Consider the following 16,460-nt stretch of genomic DNA (forward strand, 5'->3'; position numbering starts at 1 on the left):
TGTGAAGAAAACTACCAGTGCGAACCCCATTTCTGGTAATGAGGAGGGGCTTTATGCTTCCGTTATTAAAAAAGCGTCTGACACTGATCGTTTCCATGCTTTGCATGACGCTTCACCTGTCCGGCCTGTCCTTTGCAAAAGAGACAACAAACGCTCCAGCTGTTCAACAGTCCCATCTCCTCCAATCGAAGACGTTTCTTCAATCACAGGAGAGGCTTGCCTATTCGCTTGGCATTCAAGCATACATTTACGGCTATCCGTTAGTGATGTCCGCCAAAACGATGGAAGCCATGGTCAAAAATCGGGCGCCGATCAACCAGTTTAACTATGCGGACACACTCGCTTCCCCAGCTTATCGGGATATCGTGACGCCAAACTCCGATACATTGTATATGAGCGCATGGCTGGATTTGTCGGAAACACCCGTCCGCTTGACTGTCCCCGCCAATTCGCAAAACCGCTATTATACCGTGCAAATGCTGGATGCGTACACAAATACGTTTCGCAATGTCTCCAATCGTTCCACCAAACAGCAGGCCGGACAATATATCATTGCAAGCCCACAATGGAAAGGGCCTACCCCAGCCCATATCCCTGTGATCTATGCCCCTACGAATACCGTCTGGCTCATTGGTCGTGTCGAGGTAAAGGGTGAGGCTGATTTGCCGCAGGCAGTCTCGTTTGAAAAACAAATCGCGATTGCCCCTGTCCATCCAAAATTGCAGACGGCACATGTTCCCGAAGCGCTTCCCCCTGATGTGTTGTCGTCCCTTTCTTTTTTCCAAGTGATGACGAAATGGATCCAGAGCAATCCTCCCCCCGAATGTGATCGCGTCTTGCTCGATCAGTTCGCACAAATCGGGATCGATGTCCAAAAAGGATTTGATCCTTCCGCGCTCGGTCCAGCCAAACTTGCGGGCCTACAGCGTGCTTTACAGGATGCTCCGTCCATCGTACAAAATGGCTTTCCCGGCTACGCCACCTTCCGTAATGGCTGGGGCTCCTTTTCCCCCATCGGCACGTACGGAAACCAGTTTCTCGCTCGTTCCTTTATCGCCTATTCTGGTATTGGGGCCAATGTGCCGAGCGAGGAAGCTTATTATCGCGCATTGATAGATGGCTCCGGAAAACCACTTACGGGAGCCAAAAGCTACACGTTGCATTTTACAAAGGAACAGCTTCCCAAGACGTCTGCTTTCTGGTCGATCAACGTCTATGACAACCAGTTGTTTTTAGCCAAAACAGCGGCTGATCGCGCATCGGTTCGCAGCAATACGGGAACGCTTGCGTACAATCCCGATGGCTCCCTCGATCTGTATTTGCAACAGCAACCGCCCAAAGGCAAGGAAGGAAACTGGCTGCCGCTCCCTGAGGGTGAGTTCAATCTCGTTTTGCGGGTATTCGCACCAGAGCCTGCAACGCTGGACAATCAGCACGCTTGGCCCGCTGTCATGGAAAGTAATCCAATACCATAACACAAACGCAAAAAGGCACCGCCCCATCGTGAGCGGTGCCTTCTGTATTGAGTCTGTTACTTCTTCAAATCTTCAATGGAGTTAATCTCCATGTAGGTTGGAACAGCCAAGCCCAGCTTGGTTCCTTGCAGGTTTGGACCGAGATCCTCTACGTCTTTCCCCAGCTTTTCCATGTAGTCTGCGTGCGTCGTTGGCAGCCAAGCTGCTACCATTCCATCCACATCGCCGTTCGATACACCGACCCACATTGGGCCAGCTTCTACTTGGCTAAGCTCCACTTTGTATTTCAGCTTTTGCTCCAGGACCGTCTTCACCACATTCGTGCTGGCGATCTCCGAATCCCACGCGACATAGGCGAGCGTTAATTTTTTGCCTTCTGCAGGCTGGATGCCTTCTACCCACTTGTTGACGGTAGCCTCATTATTTTTCACCCATTCGGCTGCTGCCTCTTCCGGCTTTTTGCCGCTCTCGATATCGAGCATCACTTTTTCCATGTCTGCAGGTGTCCACGAAAACTTGTCGAGGAACGCATACGCACTTGGTTGCTCCTCTTTCAGTCCTTTGCGCACGATGGTATGAATTTGCTCATCCTTCCCGAAAGTGCCTTTCGGATCATCGAGGTATTTCATTTGGAATTTAGAGAACATCCAGTGAGGTGTCCAGCCAGTCACGATAATTGGCTTTTTGTCTTTGTAGGCTTGCGTCAGAGCTGCTGTCATCGCTGCACTGGAGCCCTCCACCAGTTCCCAATCTTTCAGATCGTAGTCTTTCATGGCTTTTTCCGTCGCTTTCATCAGACCAGCGCCAGGATCGATTCCGATAATTTTATGATCCACTTGTGCTCCAACGCTATTCGGTGCAGACGTACCCGTATTGCCCTCGGCAGGCTGATTTCCCTGCGGTGTTCCCGCGTTTGAACATCCTGCCATTACCATACTGAGTCCGAGTGCGACTGCCAGCCCTTTCAAGGCGCCTTTTTTCATTTTCATGAAAACCCCTCCTACGCGTTTTTTCTCTTTCCAACACTTTGCGTGAGACGATCCAGCAGAATCGCCAAAATTACGATGGCCAGACCCGCCTCAAAACCTTCACCGATCTTGATCTGTGTTACGGCACGATACACGTCCGCTCCCAAGCCTTTCGCTCCAATCATGGAGGCAATCACGACCATGGACAGCGCGAGCATAATGCTCTGGTTAATCCCGGCCATCATTGTCGTCTTGGCAATCGGCAGCTGTACCTTCGTCAGCTTTTGCCAGTAGGTAGAACCGAACGCTTCAGAAGCCTCGATCAGATCGGCAGGAACTTGACGAATTCCGAGGTTGGTCAGACGAATCGTCGGTGGCATCGCAAAAATGACAGAAGCGATAACCCCTGGTACTTTACCGAGTCCAAAGAAAAAGATAGCAGGAATCAAGTACACAAACGCCGGCATCGTCTGCATAAAATCAAGCAGCGGTGTGACGACCTTTTGCACGGAATCATTCTTCGCGCACCAGATACCGACGGGAATCCCGATAATCACTGAGATCAGCCCTGCCGTCAATACCAGCGCAAGTGTTTCCATTGAGTGCTCCCAATAACCCAAATTCTGAATCAGAAGAAGTCCAATGAAGGTAAAAAGAGCAATTGCCACTTTGCCAGCACGATACGCCAGCAGCGTAAACAAAATGATCAGGGCCCAAAACGGGATTCCTGTTAGAATCCACGAAAACAGGTCAACGGTTCCACCGATTCCAGCTGATATGAAGTCGAACAAGAAGCCCAAATTCTTTTCCAGTCCATCTACAATCGTTTCTACCCAACTGTCGAGCGGCAGCTTCGGAAAAAATTGATTTTGACTCATGATGGATTCACCTGCCCCTCTTCAATCGTTGACTCTGGAACTTGTTGATTTACTTTTCCTGCCAAACCGCCCAGGACGGCTCCTTTTACAATCACGCCCAACAGACGGTTTTGTTCCCCGATAACCGCCACAGGAATATCTGAAAACGCAACAAGGTCAAACATCTCATTGAGAAGTGTCTGCGGTCCGACAGTCGGTACCTCTGTTCGCAGCACGGATTCCAGCGACTGTCCTGCTTCCTTGGCTCCGTTTACCGCGTCTGCCGTCAGCACACCCAGTAAAGTTTTTCGTTTGTCCACTACGTACAGACTTGATACACCGCGCTCACGCATCATTTGGAGTGCGACTCGAGGCCCTCTGTCCAGTGTGATCGTCTCTGCTCGCTTCATGACTTTTTCCGCGGACAACACCTTGGAACGATCCACATCCTCTACGAAGCGTTCTACGTATTCGTTTGCTGGATTGGTCATGATTTCTTCCGGCGAGCCGATCTGCACGATCGCACCGTCTTTCATCAGAGCGATTCGATCCCCGATCTTCAATGCTTCGTCCAGGTCATGCGTAATGAAAATAATGGTCTTCTGCATGGTGCTCTGCAGTTCCAATAGCTCATCCTGCATGTCCTTGCGAATCAACGGGTCCAAGGCACTGAACGCCTCATCCATCAACAGCACATCGGGTTCATTCGCGAGAGCACGGGCCAGGCCCACACGCTGCTGCATCCCGCCACTCAACTGATCCGGATAGCTTGCTTCCCAACCGCCGAGTCCGACAAGTGTGAGTGACTTTTTCGCTTTTGCCTCACGCTCGGCCTTTGGCATCCCTTGAATCTCCAAACCGTACTCCGCATTTTCAAGTACTGTCCTGTGAGGGAACAAGGCGAACTTTTGAAATACCATCCCCAGCTTCTTTCTTCTTACTTCCTGTAACTGCTCGGTGTTCATACTGACGATATCCGTACCGTCAATCAGGATCTTGCCTTCTGTAGGTTCAATCAACCGGTTCAATAATCGAACCAAGGTCGACTTCCCGCTTCCCGAAAGCCCCATGATGACGAAAATTTCGCCTGCATGCACCTCAAAACTCGCTTGATTCACCCCAAGGGTAAGACCCGTTTCCTTCAAGATTTCTTGCTTGGTCTTCCCCTGCTTCACCTGGGACAATGCGCGTTGGGGTTGGCGTCCAAAGATTTTGGTCAAATTCTCTACTTTGATCTTGGGCATATGGTCACCTCCAACTATTACGCCCGGCATCCGGACTGTTCTTTACCCTTACAATTGTAACCAGCCATTTTTTTTACCTCAAACTGGGTGAGGCATGATAATCCGTCATTTTCAGCGTTCAGAAAAAACTTTACGTACTTTACTTCCTGTATTCTCAGTTTATCGCGTATATACTGTACAATATCTCCATTTACTTTTTGCAGTTGGAGACGTACAATTCTAGTCAGGTTACTATGATAGAGGAGCTGCTTTTTTCAAAATGGATACCAATCAGGAAAAAATCCTCGAAAAAGCTCAGGAACGCGTGATTGAAACGCTGGCTCGCAACATGGATCTGTATGGAATCACCATGTCAACGGGACTGCTGTATGGCACATTGCTCTTTCAGGACAAATCAATGACACTCGATGAGATGGGCGAAGCACTGGGCATGAGTAAAACCAGCATGAGCACTGGCGTCCGCACATTGATGGACTTAAATATGGTAGAAAAGATATGGAAAAAAGGGACACGGAAGGATCATTACGAGGTCAATCTGGATTGGTACCAGAACTTCATTGACCTCTTTTCCGTGAAGTGGCGTCACGCCTGTGAACATAATGCACACGCCTTGAAAAAGTCGCTCCTTGAGCTTCGCGCGCTCCAGCAATCCGAAGAGCTTTCCGAAGAAGTCAGCGAGCGTGTGGACCTCAGTATCAAGCGCATTGAAAATGGGTTGGAGTATTATCTGTGGCTGTCCCGTTTGATCGACTCCTTCGAATCACATGATATCTTTCAGTTTGTACCGAAAAAGGAAAATGAATCATAAGAAGTACACAATCGAAAAAGACTCGTTCCTGACAATAGGAACGAGTCTTTTTATGGTACAATTATCCAGAGCAAATTCACGCTCTTCTATGATGAAAGGAGTGGTCAGTTATGAAAAAGGACAAGAATCAACGTTCTTATAAAGCTGTGCGTGTACCAAACAACACAAAAGGGGAACACCAACACTAACCCCCTTTCACCTAGGAGGAAATGAATTGATTCGGAAAACAGCTCTACTGATTATTGATGCGCAAGTAGGTATTATCGAAGGGCAACTTGGTCCTGTTTTTCAGCCGTCTACACTTGTCCAAACATTAAAAAAAGTAAGAGAAGACGCCTATAGCAAGGGTATTCCTGTGCTGTACGTTCAGGATGCGGATGTCGGGGAAGTCGGTTCAGACGACTTTGCCATCCACCCTGAGATCGCACCTCTCCCATCAGAAACAGTGATTCAAAAACTAGCAACTGACTCGTTTCACGGAACAGACCTGCACGAAAAGCTACAAGCGCTCGGAATTAACCACCTTGTTATCACAGGGTGCAAAACCGAGTATTGTATCGACAGCGCCTGCCGCAAAGCGACGACACTCGGCTATGATGTGACGCTCGTCAAAGACGGGCATTCTACATCGGACAATCAGGTACTGTCAGCGGAACAAATCATCGCTCATCACAATACATGCTTGCATGGATTGGGGAATATTGAGCCATTTATTTTGGTACGGGAATCAACCGAGGATATCTTCGCCCCTACCCATGATTCTTACCGATAACGTTTTGCTGAATTTCCCGAAACCGTCTCTTCAGGCGGTTTCTTGTTTTGTCCTGCTTACGATTTGATCTTGCTATAATAGAAGAAACGAATCTGCCTATCGAAGGAGAAACCATGTCGACTAGAGAAGAATACATGGAGCATTCCCGGTGGAAAAGTTGATCCCTATGAACAACTGGAGACGAGTGTCGTCCGCGAAATCAAAGAAGAAGTCAATCTCGATGTCGAGGTAAAGTTTCTGCTGTGCACCGCAGAAACTCCAAAACCGGAACCGTTCATGAAATGCAAAACGGACAGTTGCCCATGGGGTCTGTCCGTTTTTTTAAAAAAGAAGATTACTGCCCTTTTCTGATGATCTCCTGCACTCTCCCTACTTGTCCATCCGTCAAACGGACCTTGATTCCATGCGGATGGGTACTGGAGTTCGTCAGGATATCCTTGACGATTCCACGGGTGCGCTTGCCTGTGCGTTGGTCCTGTTTCAATACAATCTCGACCTCAAGACCCGCTGCGATGTCTTTTCTATTTTTTCCGTTCATTTTTCCCTTCTCCTTTTTTCGTTCTATGTCCCACCTATGATATAATCTACAAACAAATCCATCTCACCGGAGGAATCCATGCTTACTTTTGAAGAAAAACTAGCGATCATTGAATCTTTTCCACAACTGACTCGGAATGACGTCTCCCTGAAACGGGTTAATTTTCATTATGAGGAAAGCCTTCATGAAAAGAAAACGGTTGTCTATCACCTTCATCCGAACGGCAACGGCTTTGTGTTCGTCGGCTTTGTGAAGAGCTATCAAAAGCAAAAAGACGACAAAGGCTTCATCAATATCCGTGATTTCTCGGCGGAAGAACTGCGCACGGTTATCGAAGCGTCGATCCACTCTCTCTCCCAAAAACGTGAGGAAGCGCCTAAAAACACTGCCGCATCAGATCAACTGGAGCAAACATGGGTCGACAAGCAAAACCGCACGCTCTTGCTGCAACAGGAAGACGCGTTGTGGAACGTATACCACGGGATGAACCTGGAAGCTTCCTTTGAATCGTACGTAGAAGCGGAGCAGTATCTGATTGAAGAAGGATTTTCCCTTCAACAATAAGCCCTTCCTCCTCCCTGCTACATGTACCATACCAAATCGTAGACGTTTTGATCAAATGGGCGCAGGTGATCCGACCGCTTGCGCCATCCCAAAACAGGGGGGCGTACGACATGATCAAGTACAGAGATGCACTTCTTACGAATATTCACAAACAGATTGAGACGTGGTATACCCAGAAGTCCCCCGTCTCTCATGAAGAGCTATATCGCTTTCTTCATTCGTTAAAAGGGACATCCGGGACAATTGGCTTGACCGACTTGTCTGATCTGTCTCAGATCCTCCTGGATCGAATGGAAGACATGCCGGCCAAGGATTGGTCGCTCGGTGAATGGCGATTGTTTTTGCACGAGTTGATCAGCTTGTGTTACGAACAACGGCCGGAACAGGAAGTTTTTATTGAGAACCCCACTCTCCAACGGGAATCCCCTTGTGAGCAACAGCCTTTGGTCCTCATCCTGGACGATGACGTCACCCTGCTTATGTATCTAAAGGAATATTTAGAAAACCACAATTGGTCTGTCATCGCAACGGTCTATCCTCATATGGCTCTCGACTATTTTCACGACATGAACCCCGACTGCTTCATTCTGGATTTGAACATCCCGGAAACGGGCGGCTTCCAAGTGATACAGACGATTAGCGAAAAAATAAAGAAGCAATATGTGCCTACGACCATTATCAGCATCGATTGCGGACGGGAGACCCGTCTGAATGCCTATCGTTTGGGCGCAGATGACGTCATGTGCAAACCGCTTGATATGGAAGAGCTGGTTGTACGCCTTGAACGCCAGCTTCGCCGGAAGCGCTGGATGAACAGCATCTTGTTTTTGGACGAGCTAACGGGTGTCAACAATCGCAATTCTTTTGTTGATACATACCAACGGCTTCTTTCTGATGCCCAACGAACCAATACCCCCTTCTCACTGGCATTTTTAGATATCGATTTTTTCAAAGGGGTCAATGATACATACGGTCATCTGATCGGGGACGAGGTGCTGACTCGTTTTGCTGCTTTCATCGGGCAGAGCGCGGAAAAACAGGATGTATTATTCCGGTACGGCGGAGAGGAATTTATCCTGTTGATGCCGCGTACGACTGTACAGACAGGAAAATTACGCCTGGAACAAATGCTCTCTGCATTTTGTTCGCTTACGTTCGATGCTCCTGAAGGAACGTTTTCTTTGAGCTTTTCCGGTGGAATCGTACAAGTAGATGATCCTCATAGACCGCATACGTATTGGGTAGAAGCTGCAGACACTGCTTTGTATGCAGCCAAAAATGCAGGGCGGCGCCGGATTGAAACCGCTCAAATCACAGAGACACATGATACCCCTAAGGTAAAACTGAAGGTCGCGATCATCGATGACGATCCGATGATTCGCGTGATGCTTGCCGATTCCATCCAAACCAGTTTTAACGGTTGGATGCACGTCGACATCCAGACTTTCGAAGAAGGCGCAGCTTTCTTTGGCTCCACCTGGCATCAGGGACAAGAGCCTTATCTGGTCATTTTAGACGGGATGATGCCACAGATGGATGGCCTCGAGGTTCTCCGGAAAATCCGGAATTTGCCGAATGCCAAGAAATATACGGTGATTATGCTAACAGGTCGTACGGAAGAGCAAGACATAGTCCGCGCGCTTCAGCTCGGAGCTGACGACTATATGACCAAGCCATTCCGTACACGCGAACTGGAGGCTCGCATCACGCGACTGGTTAAGCGAATGCTGTAAGGAGGTAGCAAGATGGCAACCATTATGCTGGCCGAAGACGAAGCCGTGTTGCGCATGTTGATTGGCGACACGCTCGAAGACGAGGGACACGAGCTCGATATCGCTTGTGATGGAGAGGAAGCCCTGCAAAAAATCGGTCAAAATGAGTACGACTTGATTATTCTAGATTATATGATGCCAAAGCTGACAGGCTTTGAAGTATTGCAGCAGCTCAAACAGATGGACGATAAAAAGGCAGTCAAGGTCCTGATCCTCTCGGCAAAAAGTCAACATGCCGAACAGGAGAAAATGCGTGAAGCTGGTGCTGATGACTTCATGCCGAAGCCCTTTAGCCCGATGGATCTCGTCCGGAAAGTGGAGGAAATGCTCGCATGACGGGGTTCTGGGCGTTTATCAGAAAAAGCATCACACGTCGCTTCATAGCGATGATGCTTCTTTTTCTGTCACTTCTGATTGCGGGCGCTGGCATCGTTCAAAATTTGAATAGCAACGCATTAACCCATTATCAGACAGAGATATACAATACCAAGGAAAAACAAAATTTGGTCGCAGACATCGCTGAGCACACGAACCAGATCTTTTTTCGCGCAAGGGGTTATTACGCTTTCTTGAGCCCATCTGAGTACAATGAGCTATTTCTTGAGAAAAAGAAGCTGGAACAGGCGTTGGAAAAATTTAAGAAGCTTCCGCTCAATGATGAGGAGCAAACGCTTGTCGCTTCGATCGAATCTTTCTTCACGAACTTTTTTGCCAATGTGTTTCCTACTTTTTCGAGTTATGCAAAGAACGGAGACTTTGAATCCCTGCGAAAAGCTTCGGCCAGTGGCGTGAATCAGGAAGTGAACAACCTGCTTACATACGCCGGGCGGTATCAGGAAGAGCACGATCAGCTTTTATATACGAAAAACCAACTACTGTTCGAAGAGATGTCACAGATAAGCACCTGGTTTCTCGTGTACTCTCTGATGGTGCTGGTGATCATGGTAATAGTCACCATTCAAACTACGCGGGATATCGGCAGGCCGTTGGTTCGTCTATCCCAAAATGCTGAACAGTTTGCTAATGGCCGTACACCTCTTTTGCAGGATTTGAACAGGATTGACGAAATCGGTAGGCTCTCCCGCTCCCTCGACTATTTGATCAGGCAAATTCAAGCCAAAGAAGAAGTGCTCATGGCGCAAAACGAAGAGCTGCAAGCCCAGCAGGATGAACTGATGATGCAGCAAGAAGAGTTACAAGAAGCATTGGGCAAGATGGAGGAAAACGAACGGTATTTGGAAAAGAAAAACCGTTTCATCCTCTCTTTGTCGAATACGTTGGATAAAAGCGAGCTATTGTCCAGTATCATTCGCAATATAACTGAAGTCATGGATGCCGATAAAGGTGTTATCGTCATGTTGAACACTGACAGGGACGCAGCTAGCTTTGGTGTTTCGCAGAACGGTTTGGAGCAATTGCGCAAAGGATTGGATGATGGTCCCTTCGTGCGAATCAGGGAAACGGGCCTGCCATATGTCCTGATGCGTGAAAGCACTGACGCTGAGCGCGGCTACACAGAGGAAAAGTCACAAACATTTGAGCTTTACCTCCCAGTGCTAGATGCTCAGCAGACAATTGTTGCCTGTATCATCTGCTCCCGTATCGGTCGAAAATTCACGAATCAGGAGCTACGAGTCATCATCGGCATCGCTAAGCAGATTTCCTTGGCACTCGACAAGCTCGAGATGTATGAGGAGACAGAGCGACAGCGTAAAATGACGCAGGATATGCTCGATTCTGTTCAAGAAGGCATTCAGCTTATAGATTTGAGTGGAGAAACACTTCAGGTGAACTGGAATTTTTGTGAGCTCTTGTGTTACGACCATCAGCTCGCTTCGCAAGGATTTGACTTGGAACAGTTCCTTTCCCATCTACAGAGTCGAACCTCTGAGCCTGATCGGCTGATTCAGTATGTCAGATCTGTTGTTTTAGACGAAGGTGCCATTCCTTCAGGCAGTATTGTGTTTGAGATGACTGGACCGCAAATACGCTATATTCAGCTCTATGCAGAGCCATTGTACCGGAACCAAGAGAAATGGAGTACCTTGCTCGTTTACCGTGACTTCACCAAGGAATACGAGATCGACCAAATGAAATCGGAATTCGTCAGTACGGTCAGCCATGAGCTGCGTACTCCTCTCGCCAGCGTACTTGGTTTTGCGGAGCTGCTGTTAACGAAAAAGCTCAAGCCCGAACGTCAACAGCGGTACATAGCGACCATTTATCAAGAAGCTACTCGCCTGACTGCACTAATCAACGATTTCTTGGATTTGCAACGCATGGAATCCGGCAGACAGACTTATGAGCTAGAGAATGTTGCCATTGATCAAGTGATTCGGGATATTTTCGAACTTCATCGAGTACAGTCCCCTCTCCATCGGTTTGAACTCGATTTGCAAACGGAGAAAACCGTTGTTTCTGGAGACCAAGCCAAGTTGCATCAAGTATTTTTGAATCTGATCAGTAATGCCGTCAAATACTCCCCGCATGGTGGTCATGTCCGGGTGGGTTGTCGACAAGATGGCAATCGCTTGCTCGTGGAGGTCCAGGATGAAGGGCTAGGCATTCCTTCCGAAGCCATCCCTCACCTGTTTACCAAATTTTATCGCGTAGATAACTCGGATCGTCGCGAGATCGGCGGTACAGGATTGGGTCTTGCCATTGTTCAGGAAATTGTCCATATGCATCATGGAGAAGTTTCCGTTATTTCCGAATCGGGCAAGGGTAGTACATTTACGGTTACTCTTCCACTGGCTGAGCACGATTTGTCCCCTGGCTATCCAGCGGGAAGTGAGGAAGCTATTTCTCCAACTGGTCAATGCAAAGGAAACGTTGTGATCGTCGAGGACGATTTGAACTTAACCGAGCTACTGCGTCATGAGTTAACATGCTCTGGATTCAGCGTCAATTCCTTCTCTACGGCGTATGAGGCAGTAGCAGCAATCGAGGAGCTGCGACCGGATGCTGTCGTGCTTGACCTTAACTTGAAGGACGGCGAAAGTGGTTGGAAGGTCATTGAGGAGATACGCAACAACCCGGATTTACGAACTATTCCGATAGTGATCTCCAGTGCTTTTGAGGAAAAGAAAAAGGCATTTGATCTGGGGGCAACCGGCTATTTGATCAAGCCTTATCATCCAGATACCTTGTCAAAAGCGATTTTGCTGGCCATCACGAATCATGAAGCAACGGGACAGATCTTCATTCCCGACGAACAGTAAAGATGGAATGGACAAAAGAGGCTGCGTCGATGAAAGCGCGGCCTCTTTTTTTACCTACTACCAAAGAAAATCTTGGTATATTCATGAGCTTTCCATCACACATTAATAGAGGTTACTTTGTGCACTTTTGCCCTGCAAAGGAGGAGTTCATGTGTATTTCTCAAAAAAAGCAGTCGTTCCAATCGAAGAAGAGGAAACAGATGTATGGACGTGCAGTAACGAGGGCTGTACGTGCTGGATGAGAGATAACTTTTCCTTTGATAAGAGCCCGAGCTGCCCTTTTTGCCATGCCCGAATGGTAAAAGACACGCGCATGCTACCGGTCATAACCAATCACAGCAACAAACGTAACTCTTGAGTCCTTCTTTTCTTTTTTCTTGCGAGTATTCTTCCTCTTCTCTACAATAGGCTCATGACGTACGAATGTTAGAGGAGTATGCCCATGAACCAAAAAGAGATGGAAGATCAAGTGATTCAAGCCTACCAGCGCGATGAAGGCATGATGATTCTCGTTTTTGCCCAATGGTGTGTGAATCACGGTCTCGATGCACGCGAATTATACCGCCGCGCTTATCCCGCTCAAGGGGAAAATACGTTACTCGCTCAAATGCTGGACAATACCGTTCCCAAAGAAGAAGCTGAGGACATTCCTGATGCGACTCTCCTCGGCGTATTGTCACTGTTTGGCAATGACGATTTGGCGTTTGTGGTCAGTGAGACCATCGATGAAAAGAACAAGAATCCGAAATAATGTATGAAAGCCATTCTCGTGCGAAAGCTACACGCGCGGGTGTGGCTTTCTTTCTTTTTAATTTTTTCCGGAATCCCCCTCTCCTGTCCAAATACGAATCAAAGAAAACTTTAATATCATAAAACCATTCACAGTTTATTGTTTGAGCGACAACGTCAGCCGACAAACGATGAAATGGAGAATATCGAAATGTATACAGATTCAAAAATCTTGAAATCTCTGTTTTACATCCAGCTCTTCTCAAGTTTTCTCGTTGTAGTCGGTCATTTCACGGCTTCTGCACTTTCGTTTACAGATCCGTTCTGGATCGTGGCCCTCAATCAGATCAGTCGTTATGGCACTGTCCTGTTGACGATCGCCACCGGTTATTTGACTGCTTATTCTTTTGAAGCCAAGAGCCCTTCTGCTCGCGAGTTTTTTTCAGGGAAGCTTCTGTATATTTTTGTCCCTTATTTAGTATCTGGTGTCCTGTACCATTACTTGTTGAAAAAAGGGATGCCTCATACTGCCCAAGACTTTACGAACATTGTTTTAGGCAAAACGGGTGACCATCTGTACTTTGTGTTTATGATTTGTCAGTATTACGTTTTTGCCTATCTGTTTCGTCGTGTGATCACAAAGCGCAATATTTTGGTTGTCATTTGGATTCTGCTCGGTATTCAGTACATCTACATCAACTTCATCCATCAGGGCTGGTTCGGGCTCACCACGCGTCATATGCTTCCGAGCTGGATTTTTACCCTATACATGGGGCACGTGTTGTATTGGTACCGTGAATCGATCCTTTCCTTTTTGCGAAACAACCGCTCAATCCTGACGCTGATGACGGGTGTTTCCACTGCGGCTGCGCTGTTTTTTGTTATCTCAAACAAGCTGTATGTGGCTGTGCATTTGACTTTTGTCTTCGCCACGCTTTTGTCGTTTCTCGTGCTCATGGTCTTCTTTTTGGAACGCGTCGATCGTTTGCACATCAAGTTTCGAAAAGGGCTGACGTATTTTATTTTCTTGTTTCACTCTGCTTTTTTGATCATGTTCAAAGATTATTTGTTTGCGAAATACGGCGAGGTCGCTTGGCTGTTTGAAAACACGTTGTACTCGCTGCTGTACTTACTCCTGATTATCGGGTGTAGTTGTCTGATGGCGCTTATGCTGGTCTGGATGGTAAACAAACTGGAGCGTATCTCCAAAACCATACGACAAACACGTAGGCCGCTTCACGCTAACAAATAAACAGTCACGTCTTTTTTCACAAAAAAATGACCTATTCATGCTGCACGTCTGTTCTCGAGCGTGCCTTCAGGAATAGGTCGTTTTTTTTTACCGCTAGATATGATGGCTCATCGACATCGAGCCAGTTGTACACGTGTCGCAGGGCTTGAATTGCATGGAAAACTTCGTTTGCAGATCAGTAGATTCGCACGTAATCGTTCCTCCATGCCGCTCAATGATTTCTTTGCAAACGTATAAGCCAATTCCAGTACCGAGCTCCTTCGTCGTGAAAAACGGCTCAAAAATAACCGAGAGCAGGTCAGGTGGTATTGGCGATCCATTGTTGGAAACGGTAATCAAGGAGCTGTCGAGCTTTTGGGACACCTCGATGACGATCTCCTTATCGCCTGTTTTTTTATGTAACGCATCCAGCGCATTGGAAATGATATTGATAAACACCTGCTTCATCTCATCCTTGTAGCCTTTTAGTTGGAAGGTAGGATCGATACTGCATTGGATATCCACATTCACGTCAACGATATTCGGATAGAGGAAGGAAAGAATCTCATCAAACAACTCCCAAACGCTAAAAACCTCCATTTGCTTATAGACCGCTCCCTTTTTCGAGACCAGCAAAAACTGTGAAACCCGGTAATTCAATTGCCGTAGCTCATTTTCAATAATCTCTACGTAAGGGAGGTTCGGGTAATCTTCTTTTAATAAACGCGAGAATCCCATAATGGAAGTAAGTGGATTCCGGAATTCATGGACGAAGCTGGATGCCATCTGCCCTAGAATCGTGAGCCTGTCTTTGTGAGAACGCTCGATAAATAGCTTTTTCTCTTCCAAATCGTTGTCTTTGAGGTCGGTGTATTTGAAAACAGCATGTACCAAAAAGACATCAAAGCATTCGTTTATTTTCAATAGGGCAGGCATTAAAGTGGCAGGCGTAAACGGACCTTTTTGGAGAAGATCGATAACCAATTCCCGGCCCATGCACACGTTGGAAACAAAATCGCCAATGTTGGTCTCTGCCCGGTTTCGTTCATATGCGACCTTGTAAGCCAATTCTTTAATATCCTCAAGAGTGATTTCCGAACGAAAATATTCAATAACCATACGATACAGTGCTTGGCCATTCAGATGGATCAACCCCTTGTATTGATCACTGTCCGAAACGGCAATTCGTCGCTTGAATTCTTTTACGATCGCTGCCTCGTGCTCGTCCAAATATACTGCCAAGTCATCCATCGGCATCTATCCCCACTCCGAATTATAGGCAAACTCACCTTCCAGCCCATTATACTATCATTATCATTAATTAACTAAATATTTTTACTACTTTAACAAAAAAGAATAGTAAGGGGAAAGGAGCTACTTGTCAAAACCACTCGTCCTCCTGTCGTCAACAATACAATCCCCCTTGGAAACTGACCCATTATCTGGTATATTGGTGTCACGTCTATTTGGATGGAAAGGTACGGTAACTACGTATGCCAACAACTACTTTGTAATGGCCTAAAAAACTGGATAGCTTGCCCTTCGGAAAACAACCGGTTTTTCGCACAGGTGCAGTCTGCCCTTTTTTCCCATTACAAAGGAACGTAACGAAATCTGTAGGTGTATATCCTAACGGAGGTTCGCTATGGGGAATCTCCGTTTTTTTGTGTTCAAAAACAGGCCTGCCCTACAGGACATCCAAATAGCAGGTGCGTTCCTTTCACTTTTTATACGAGGTGAAGGACCATGCATACCATCGAGCATACGTGGGTATTACGTGAAAATCATGAAAATCAGCCAGTACGGCGATATTGCAGCAATTGCGGGCGAACCGTTCTCTTTTTCGATACCAACATCCGCCGCCACAACGCTAACGGCAAAAACATCTATCGCTTCGCTATCTATAAATGCGAAAAAAATCATACATGGAACGAAAAGCTGGCCATCTACAAAGCCTTTACAGATCATCGGGAGGTGCCAGATACGGAGTTTGGTGAAGAGATCGCGCCGCTCCCTATTCTCCCTTTGCTTGAATACCAGGAAAAGGGCGTTCAGGAAGTGACGATTCGTATAGAGAGTACAGAGGCCCGCTTCCGCCTCGACAAGCTGCTGTCCGAACAGATAGAAGGCTGGAGCCGCAGCCAGATTGCCCGCAAGATCAAGGACGGGCAAATTCTCCTAAATGAGCAGGAGACGAAGCCAAGTGTTGTCTTGAGTGCAGCGGATATCATCCAGATTCGGATTGGGTAAAAGTATGTATGGGAAAAGTCGCAGACGGAAT

The 16,460-nt window shown here is 47.2% G+C and carries 17 protein-coding genes; 12 read left to right on the top strand and 5 right to left on the bottom strand.

From position 1 onward, the window contains the following. The first annotated feature begins 53 nt into the window (after positions 1-53). The gene (locus tag BBR47_RS25360) at positions 54-1,475 is read left to right on the top strand and encodes a DUF1254 domain-containing protein (protein ID WP_015893298.1); all 1,422 of its coding nucleotides are present in this window, start codon (positions 54-56) and stop codon (positions 1,473-1,475) included. A gap of 56 nt (positions 1,476-1,531) precedes the next feature. Here the strand turns inward: BBR47_RS25360 and BBR47_RS25365 are convergent, their stop codons facing one another. From BBR47_RS25365 to BBR47_RS25375, 3 genes are read right to left on the bottom strand one after another with little or no spacing between them, the layout of a single operon-like run. After that, positions 1,532-2,458, bottom strand: a complete 927-nt coding sequence (locus BBR47_RS25365; RefSeq protein ID WP_015893299.1) for a glycine betaine ABC transporter substrate-binding protein — start codon at positions 2,456-2,458, stop codon at positions 1,532-1,534. Between the two features lie 17 nt (positions 2,459-2,475). Beyond that, entirely contained in the window at positions 2,476-3,321 is an 846-nt protein-coding gene (locus tag BBR47_RS25370; protein WP_015893300.1) for an ABC transporter permease, read from the bottom strand. After that, positions 3,318-4,544 (bottom strand): quaternary amine ABC transporter ATP-binding protein, encoded by a 1,227-nt coding sequence (locus BBR47_RS25375; protein WP_015893301.1) that lies wholly within the window; start codon positions 4,542-4,544, stop codon positions 3,318-3,320. The genes BBR47_RS25370 and BBR47_RS25375 overlap by 4 nt, the downstream gene beginning before the upstream one ends. Before the next feature lie 259 nt (positions 4,545-4,803). Here BBR47_RS25375 and BBR47_RS25380 point away from each other — a divergent pair, with 259 nt between their 5' ends. The 3 genes from BBR47_RS25380 (at position 4,804) to BBR47_RS32040 (ending at position 6,475) form a co-directional block, all read left to right on the top strand. Further along, entirely contained in the window at positions 4,804-5,352 is a 549-nt protein-coding gene (locus BBR47_RS25380; RefSeq protein WP_015893302.1) for a GbsR/MarR family transcriptional regulator, read from the top strand. A 214-nt stretch (positions 5,353-5,566) separates the two neighbouring features. Continuing rightward, positions 5,567-6,124: a cysteine hydrolase family protein gene (locus BBR47_RS25385; protein ID WP_015893303.1), complete on the top strand. Its 558-nt coding sequence runs from the start codon at positions 5,567-5,569 to the stop codon at positions 6,122-6,124. 90 nt (positions 6,125-6,214) lie between these two features. Further along, the gene (locus tag BBR47_RS32040) at positions 6,215-6,475 is read left to right on the top strand and encodes an NUDIX domain-containing protein (protein ID WP_419761093.1); all 261 of its coding nucleotides are present in this window, start codon (positions 6,215-6,217) and stop codon (positions 6,473-6,475) included. Here BBR47_RS32040 and BBR47_RS25390 read toward each other — a convergent pair. Next, positions 6,459-6,662 (bottom strand): YwbE family protein, encoded by a 204-nt coding sequence (locus BBR47_RS25390; RefSeq protein ID WP_015893304.1) that lies wholly within the window; start codon positions 6,660-6,662, stop codon positions 6,459-6,461. The two genes, BBR47_RS32040 and BBR47_RS25390, sit on opposite strands and share 17 nt — an antisense overlap. Positions 6,663-6,740: 78 nt before the next feature. Between BBR47_RS25390 and BBR47_RS25395 the strand changes: the two genes are divergently transcribed. The 7 genes from BBR47_RS25395 to BBR47_RS25425 all read left to right on the top strand — a co-directional run bounded on the left by BBR47_RS25395 (position 6,741) and on the right by BBR47_RS25425 (position 14,200). Beyond that, positions 6,741-7,226: a hypothetical protein gene (locus tag BBR47_RS25395; protein ID WP_015893305.1), complete on the top strand. Its 486-nt coding sequence runs from the start codon at positions 6,741-6,743 to the stop codon at positions 7,224-7,226. Between the two features lie 110 nt (positions 7,227-7,336). After that, positions 7,337-8,959 (top strand): response regulator, encoded by a 1,623-nt coding sequence (locus BBR47_RS25400; RefSeq protein WP_015893306.1) that lies wholly within the window; start codon positions 7,337-7,339, stop codon positions 8,957-8,959. Between the two features lie 12 nt (positions 8,960-8,971). Next, the gene (locus BBR47_RS25405) at positions 8,972-9,334 is read left to right on the top strand and encodes a response regulator transcription factor (protein WP_015893307.1); all 363 of its coding nucleotides are present in this window, start codon (positions 8,972-8,974) and stop codon (positions 9,332-9,334) included. Further along, positions 9,331-12,219, top strand: a complete 2,889-nt coding sequence (locus BBR47_RS25410; RefSeq protein ID WP_015893308.1) for an ATP-binding protein — start codon at positions 9,331-9,333, stop codon at positions 12,217-12,219. The genes BBR47_RS25405 and BBR47_RS25410 overlap by 4 nt, the downstream gene beginning before the upstream one ends. Positions 12,220-12,370: 151 nt before the next feature. Next, positions 12,371-12,577, top strand: coding sequence for a cold-shock protein (locus BBR47_RS30635; protein ID WP_015893309.1), 207 nt, complete (start codon positions 12,371-12,373; stop codon positions 12,575-12,577). Positions 12,578-12,661: 84 nt separating this feature from the next. After that, positions 12,662-12,970 (top strand): hypothetical protein, encoded by a 309-nt coding sequence (locus tag BBR47_RS25420; RefSeq protein WP_015893310.1) that lies wholly within the window; start codon positions 12,662-12,664, stop codon positions 12,968-12,970. Between the two features lie 189 nt (positions 12,971-13,159). Next, entirely contained in the window at positions 13,160-14,200 is a 1,041-nt protein-coding gene (locus BBR47_RS25425; protein ID WP_015893311.1) for an acyltransferase family protein, read from the top strand. A gap of 93 nt (positions 14,201-14,293) precedes the next feature. Here the strand turns inward: BBR47_RS25425 and BBR47_RS25430 are convergent, their stop codons facing one another. Beyond that, positions 14,294-15,436: a sensor histidine kinase gene (locus tag BBR47_RS25430; protein ID WP_015893312.1), complete on the bottom strand. Its 1,143-nt coding sequence runs from the start codon at positions 15,434-15,436 to the stop codon at positions 14,294-14,296. Positions 15,437-15,925: 489 nt separating this feature from the next. Here BBR47_RS25430 and BBR47_RS25435 point away from each other — a divergent pair, with 489 nt between their 5' ends. Then, positions 15,926-16,429, top strand: a complete 504-nt coding sequence (locus BBR47_RS25435) for a S4 domain-containing protein (protein ID WP_015893313.1) — start codon at positions 15,926-15,928, stop codon at positions 16,427-16,429. Positions 16,430-16,460 lie beyond the last annotated feature (31 nt).

The sequence above is a fragment of the Brevibacillus brevis NBRC 100599 genome (assembly GCF_000010165.1).
In the GTDB taxonomy this organism is placed as follows: Bacteria; Bacillota; Bacilli; order Brevibacillales; family Brevibacillaceae; genus Brevibacillus; species Brevibacillus brevis_D.